This window comes from Streptomyces sp. UNOB3_S3, assembly GCF_020740895.1.
Taxonomy (GTDB): Bacteria; Actinomycetota; Actinomycetes; order Streptomycetales; family Streptomycetaceae; genus Streptomyces.
On the sequence record NZ_JAILXP010000368.1, the window covers coordinates 1 to 6,921 of the forward strand.

6 protein-coding genes are annotated in these 6,921 nt (G+C 64.9%); all 6 read left to right on the forward strand.

Annotated elements, in window-relative coordinates:
- Positions 1-207: 207 nt before the first annotated feature.
- Positions 208-993, forward strand: a complete 786-nt coding sequence (locus K6I33_RS28975; protein ID WP_229357503.1) for a TnsA-like heteromeric transposase endonuclease subunit — start codon at positions 208-210, stop codon at positions 991-993.
- The gene (locus K6I33_RS28980) at positions 993-3,056 is read left to right on the forward strand and encodes a Mu transposase C-terminal domain-containing protein (RefSeq protein ID WP_229357508.1); all 2,064 of its coding nucleotides are present in this window, start codon (positions 993-995) and stop codon (positions 3,054-3,056) included. Before K6I33_RS28975 ends, K6I33_RS28980 begins: the two co-directional genes overlap by 1 nt.
- Positions 3,053-4,102 carry an ATP-binding protein gene (locus K6I33_RS28985; RefSeq protein WP_229357504.1) on the forward strand — a complete coding sequence of 350 codons (1,050 nt, stop codon included), beginning with the start codon at positions 3,053-3,055 and terminating at the stop codon, positions 4,100-4,102. Before K6I33_RS28980 ends, K6I33_RS28985 begins: the two co-directional genes overlap by 4 nt.
- Positions 4,103-4,110: 8 nt before the next feature.
- Positions 4,111-4,770, forward strand: a complete 660-nt coding sequence (locus K6I33_RS28990) for a hypothetical protein (RefSeq protein ID WP_229357505.1) — start codon at positions 4,111-4,113, stop codon at positions 4,768-4,770.
- 97 nt (positions 4,771-4,867) lie between these two features.
- Complete coding sequence (locus K6I33_RS28995) at positions 4,868-5,347, forward strand: hypothetical protein (protein ID WP_229357506.1); 480 nt, start codon at positions 4,868-4,870, stop codon at positions 5,345-5,347.
- 1,064 nt (positions 5,348-6,411) lie between these two features.
- On the forward strand, positions 6,412-6,921 hold a 510-nt coding region (locus K6I33_RS29000; RefSeq protein ID WP_229357507.1), incomplete at its 3' end, for a Uma2 family endonuclease.

Sequence of the window (6,921 nt, forward strand, 5' to 3'; positions counted from 1 at the left end):
CCAGGGGCCCTGCGCCGGAGACGAAACAACCCAGCGCGAAGCCAACCATCCATTCGAGGCTCTGCCAATCAACACAGTCGCCGCAGATCGGCGCTCCCCCATCGACTAACTACGTTGTCCAAGGACATACGCCTGTGCTGCGCCATCGAAGATTGAGCATTGTCACTGAAGGTTGATAGCCGGTAGCTTTGTGTCATCGAAGATTGAGTGGCCGAACGTGCCTGGTCGCCGGGGGTGGCGGTGGGGGAACTCGCGGATGCATGTGTGGATCCGGCGCTTGGTGCGTTTGACCTGGTCTTCTATGACGATGGCACACGGATTCGCAGGCCGCTCGGCGGCAGCTGGAATGTCCGCTTCGAGCACGTGCCACCGGTACGCCCGTTCCGGTGGCCCAAAGGCGGCAAGAGCTTCGCAGGCTGGTACTACGCGGCGACGGCTGGTGGGCACATCGGGTACGAATCGTGGCTGGAGCGGGACCGGCTGATCCTCCTCGACACCGATCCGGGGGTGACGGGCATCGCCTCGCAGCCGTTCTGGCTGCACTGGCACGACGGCCACCGCAAGCGCCGGCACGCCCCGGACTATTTCGTTCGACTGGCGGACGGTCGCGGCCGGATCGTCGACGTCCGTGCTGGTGACCGCATCGATGAATCGGCTGCGGAGGCGTTCGAGGCGACGGGGCGGGCCTGCCGAGCGGTGGGCTGGGAGTTCGTGCGCGTCGGCGTTCCTGATCCGGTATTGATGGCGAATATGCGGTGGCTTGCCCGTTATCGCAGGAGCCGGTGCCGCCTATCGGATGTCGCTGAAGGACTGCTGAAAGTCTTCCGAGAACCGACGCCGCTGCGGGCCGGGGCCTGCGAGGTCGGTGATCCGATTCTTGCGCTTCCAGTGCTGTTTCACCTGCTGTGGTCGCACGAGCTGGTGGCAGACCTGACCCGCCAGCTGCTGGCATCGGACAGCACGGTGCACGCCGCAAGGACGAGGCAGTGGTGATGGGACGGTTGTCGCGTCCGCCGGGCCTCGCCGTTGGGGAACGGGTGCGGTTCGAGGGCCAAATCCGGGTCGTGCTGGCCGTCTCAGGCCGCTCCGTCACGCTCTCGGAGGTTGGAGGAGAGCCCCGGTCAGTGCCGCCGGTCTTGCTGTTCGCGGATGAGGATTTCGAGGTCGTGGACAGCTCAGGGCGGATGCCGCTGCCGCCGATATCCCTGCTGGAGACGCTGCCGCAGCACGTGCTGGAGAAGGCCATGTGGTGGGAGGGCCACATCCTGGAGGTCCTGCACGGGCTGCCACCGGACGCCCCGCGAGACGCAGAGCCGAAGCCGGAGTTCGCACCGACCAAGTCGCTGACCGCTCGTGAGCGGGCGAAGGCAGCCGAACTGACTGCCGCCGGGCACAAGGTGAGCGTGAGTACAGTCGGCAATTACCGCCGTCGCTACGAGACGGGCGGAGTGCTCGGGCTGGCGGATCACCGCCCGGTGCGCAAGACGACCAAGTATGGCGCCGTGGACGACGTGGTGATCGCCGCGATGCGGCAGGCGATCAGCGAGGCCGTGGATGCCTCCACCCGCACGGGCACATTCCTATTGTGGCGGACCGGCGAGATCCTCAAAGCCAGCCGTGACGGCCGGGAGGTCCAGTTGCCCTCGCGCCGCACGCTCTACCGGCTGCTGGCCAAGCTCACTGTAGGCACCCACACCACAGGCTCAGCCACGACCCGCCGGTCGCGGGCTCACGGGGCGGCGGCGCCCTTCGGGGAGCTGCCCGCATTCGCGCCGGGCGAGGTGATGCAGATCGACTCCACGCCTCTGGATGTGCTGGTCCGACTGGATGACGGCGTCATGGGCAAGGTCGAGCTCACCGGCATGATCGATGTCGCGACGCGCACGGTAACAGCGGCCGTTCTGCGGCCTACTACGAAGTCGGTCGACGCGAGCGTGCTGCTAGCTCGCACGGTCACCCCGGAGGTGATGCGGCCGGGCTGGGTGGATGCGCTGCGGATGTCCCGCTCGGTGATGCCGCACCGTCGGCTGCTGAGCATCGACGAACGCCTGGAGCATGCGGCTGCGCGGCCGCTGATCGTGCCGGAGATGATCGTCTGTGACCACGGCAAAGCATTCATCTCCCGCAACTTCCTTTCCTCCTGCCGGTTCCTGGAAATCGATTTCCAGCCTGTGCACAAAGGTTCAGGGTTCGAAAAAGGGCACATCGAGAGGATGCTGAACTCGGTAGGCACGTTGTTCACGCAGTTCCTCCCCGGCTACACCGGCCGCAACACCGACCGCCGCGGGCGTCACCTGGACAAACAACCCTTGTGGTCCTTGTTGGAACTCCAGGAACTACTGGACGAGTGGCTCATCTCCCGGTGGCAAAATCGCAAACACGATGGACTACGTGATCCCGCCCACCCAGGACGGTCGTTCACGCCGAACGAGAAGTACACCGCCCTGGTCGAGGCTTGCGGTTACGTGCCAGTCTCCCTCACCGGCACCGACTACATCGAACTGCTGCCTGCCGTCTGGCGCGCGGTCAACGACTACGGCATCAAGATCAAACGCCGCACCTACGACAGCGCGAAGCTGAACGGCCTTCGGCGCCAGGACTCTGGGATCAAGGCCAAGAAGGGGCTATGGGAGGTCCACCACGACCCTTACGACGTCTCCCGGATCTGGGTACGCAACCACTACGGCGATGGCGAGTGGATCGAGGCCACTTGGAAACACCTGTACCGCGTCCCCGTCCCCTTCGGAGAATTGGCCTGGGACCACGCCAGTCAGGGCCTGCCCAAGGCCACCGAAACCGAGATCGCCGACGCGGTTTCCGCCCTCCTGGCCAAGGCCCATGCCGGACCTGATCAGCCGGCTAAGCCCAAACGCACCGCCCGGGACCGGCGGGTCGCTGCCCGCACCCGGGCCGCAGGCCCCATCACCTCCGTTCCCCGGCCGGAGCCTGCACCACCTACCGAGCCAGCGGCGCCGACGACCAAGGACGAGCCACTGGCCAAGGTGATCCCGCTGGGCTTGTTTGACCCGCTCGAAGATCCATGGAGGCGAAGGTGACCGACCCCAGCCCCAGAGCCGACACTGCGCTGGAGACCGCGGACGACGAAGCCGGGTTCCACTTGACCACGCGCGAGGGCTGGCGCCGTTTCACCGCCGAGCCACCCGCCTCGCCAAGGCTGCTGACCGCAGATGAGTACACCGCGCTCTCCAGCCTCGAGCGGGAGATCGACGACGAGGCCAGGCTCGATCACCACGCCCGGCTTCTAGTGGTCGCCACCTCAACTGTCCGCCATACCGTGACCTGCGGGCGGCGCCTGGTGCTGCTGAACCGGCACGCGATCAGTGCCCGCCGCGGGCTGATCGTCTCCGGCCCCGCCGGAACCGGCAAGACCATCGCCATTACCCAGCTCGGACGCTCCCACGAACTTCTTGACCGCGCGCGCAACCCACACTCCCGCGACCGAATCCCGGTCGTCTACATCACCGTCCCGCCCGCCGCGACCGCCCGCATGGTCGCCGCCGAGTTCGCCCGCTTCCTCGGCCTTCCGGTCCGCCGCCGCTCGAACATCACCGACCTCATCGAGGCCGTCGTCGGCGTCTGCACCGACACCCGCACCGGCTTGGTCCTAGTCGACGAACTGCATAACATCTCGCTGACCAGCCAAAACGGCGCCGACGTCGCCGACACCCTCAAGTACTTCTCCGAGCGCATCCCCGCGACCTTCATCTATGCCGGCATCAACATCGAGCGCAGCAACCTGCTTTCTGGCACCCGCGGAGCCCAGATCGCCGGTCGCTTCACGCTCATCCCCACCCACGCGTTTCCTTACGGCACCGAGTGGCAGGGGCTGGTCGCAACCCTGGAGAACACCCTGCTGCTGCACCGGCACCGCCCCGGCACGCTGGTCGCGCTCGACCGCTACCTGCATGAACGCACTGGCGGCATGATCGGGGCGCTCTCCCATGCCATCCGAGGAGCCGCGATCGACGCGATCCTCACCGGCACCGAGAAGATCACAAAGAAGTCCCTCGAAACGATCCCATTGGACTACTCAGCCCAGAACCCTTCGGCCCTGGTCAGGCCAAGGGTGGCCAGATGGTGACGCCTCCATTGCCCGACCGCCTCGCACGGCTCCCTGTCAACGTCCGCCCGCAGCTCGGCGAGACCACCGACTCCTACATCCGGCGGCTGGCCCGCGCCAACCACCTCAAGCCCAGCTACCTCCACTGTTTCCTCTGCGGACCACCCTTTTGGCTCGGGAAGCCCCAGATCGAACGACTCGCTGCTGTCTCCGGACGCTCCGCGAAAGTCTTGCAACACGCGCTTTCAGATGCCAGCTCTCCCCGCGGCCGGGCCAAGCCGAACCCCCGTGCCCTCCGCCTACACCAGCACAAAGCGCTAACCCGTCTTGGCGTAGATCTAGCTGTCCTCATCCAGCACGACGCTCTTGACGGAAGAATGTCCATCCGCGCCATCTCCGAGGAATGGGATGTCCCCAGCTGGTTGGTCCGCCGCGTCCTAACCTCCTCGATCTTCCCTGAACGCAGCACCCGCCGTCGGCGCAATGCCCTTGATGAGGACGCCAAGGAGCTGGTCACTGCCATGATCGCCAAAAGGATGGGCGCCATGGAGATCTGGACCGAACTGATGGACACTCACAACATCTCGACGTCCCTCGCGCTCCTAACGCTCCAAATCCGGGACGCAAACCGTCGCCGCACAGCCCCGGGTCAATCAGACCAGCGACGCCAAACCTCCGGCCCGATTTAACAGCACTGGGCCCCATACAGCACGTCGCAGCTACATGCTCCCTTAATGGAGCGTTCTTCTCTCGGGTATCTGTCTGACAACAGTATTAGGAGGCAGCGTGGGTGCGGCACTCTTGGCTGCAGCGGCGGGAGTTATCGGCGTCGCATTGGGGAGACTTTGGGACATCCGGTCCGAGGCCGCACGATGGCGTCGCGATCAAGAGACTGCCAGTTATCAACGTCTCGCCGAGGCATTCATCTTGCTCTACGAGGAAATCCGAACCATCGCCCTAACGGAGCGGGATACGAACACGTTAATTGAAGCGATCAGCAGTACTCGCCGCGATAAGACCTGGGATAATGCGCTGGTTGCGGTCTGGCTTCACGGATCCGCTTCCGTGGTCACCGCTGCATCCTTGATGGACCGTACGGTAACCAAGCTCTTCTACGACGCACAAGCGCGTCAACACTCGACAGAAGACTGGAACCGGGCGCGAATTCCATCCGCCGACGCATTCGAACGCTTCCTTGCGAGCGTCCGCAAGGACATCAACCTCTCACCCGTTTCCGTCAGACTCTTTCCGCACATCCCGAATTGAGGCAGGCCAGACCGGTCGTCCTCGTCAATAAATCCCGCTGCCAATTATTTTGGTTGTCTTGTAGACGGAACCTCCTACACCCGTAACACATAGGGTGCAGGTTGCGCCTTGTTCCGTCATCCAGTCCTGCAGCGTGATCTTCGATTCCCATTCCGCACTGGAGTAGCCGTCCAGACGGAAAGGCGGCGTCGGGCCTGACCGGAATTGAACCTGATCTATCCCGCCCCTACCGCGCCCCTTGCCTCGAACGAAGGACGACACGTAATCGATTGTTATCGCTGTGCCACTTTCGTTCCTCACGCTCGCCCATACCCGCAGAGTCCTCTCGTTCACCCTCTGCCCCACTACCGTGCCCTTGAGTTTTGGTCGCTCAGTTCGGGGTCCCTGCCCCGCGAAGAGTTTTATCACCGCGGCAGCGAGGGTGAAAAAACCACCTGCCCCATCCGTCATAGCATCGATATTTGCACGCAGGCACGGTTGATCGCATCAACTTCCGAAAACAAACTTGACACATGACTACACACGCTCGAGCACCAATTCGATTAAGGTGTCCCGGAACTCGCGGCGACTGCGCAGACGGGGACGGGACGCCTCTGTGAGGCTGGTCGTACACGGTGAGGCGCCGGACCGTCACCCCCGCCTTCAGCGGACCCGTCTGTCCGGAACTCGGGCCTCCTGGATGGTCGGAGTGGAACGTCCTCCCCAAGGCATCCCGATCTGGATCACTCAAACTTCGATGACACACGCTCAAGGTTCACTGACACAGGACAACGCCGAGCGGGCCTGCACCCGGCGACCGACAGCGGTTCCCCCGCCCGGCGGAGGCGGCGCCTTGCGATCCCGTCCGGGGGAGCGACGGCCGGGACCGCCGTCCCCGCGGTGGCGGCGAGCCCCGCCGGAGGTGCCGCGCCGGCGCCAGCCCGTTGAGCCACCACAGCCGAGCGCAAGGGAGATGGTTCACCTGTTCGGGTGGGCGTTGGTCCGAACGGGCGGGTCACCACGGCAGATTGCTGTAAACCGTGGACAGTCGTCATGCTGCCGTCACGATGCCCTCAGGAGGACCGATGAGCGCCCAGCCCCACACCTACGCGGCCGACGACCCCGAAAAAGCTCTGAAGTACGCGATCCAGCACATCGAGGGGGACTGGGTGCAGATCGTGGAGGGGGTCATTTCGATGATGCCGCCGAGTTGGGGGCACGAGTCCGCAGCCACCAGGATCCGCAGGCAGGTCGAGGCGAGGGCGGATGAGCTGGGCTGCATCTGCGGCTCTGGTGACCTGGACCTTCCGGGCACGCCGAATTGGTACATCCCGGATGTGGCTGTCGTCCCGAAGGACCTGGCGAAGGATGCCGGAGCGCTCCTGCCGGATCAAACCCTGCTCATCGCCGAGGTGACGTCGGATTCCAACGGCGACACCGACCGCGTCGTCAAGCGCCGCCGGTACGCCGAGTTCGGCGCCCCCCTCTACCTCCTGGTCGACCGCCAGGAGCGCACCTGCACGCTCTTCAGCACGCCGAGCCGCCTCGGCTACACCAGGGTGGACGGCCCCCACCCCTTCGGCACGCCCCTCCAC

Bases quoted from the DNA above. Each gene is read 5' to 3' on its own strand.
- K6I33_RS28980 (WP_229357508.1), top strand. From the start codon at position 993: ATGGGACGGTTGTCGCGTCCGCCGGGCCTCGCCGTTGGGGAACGGGTG.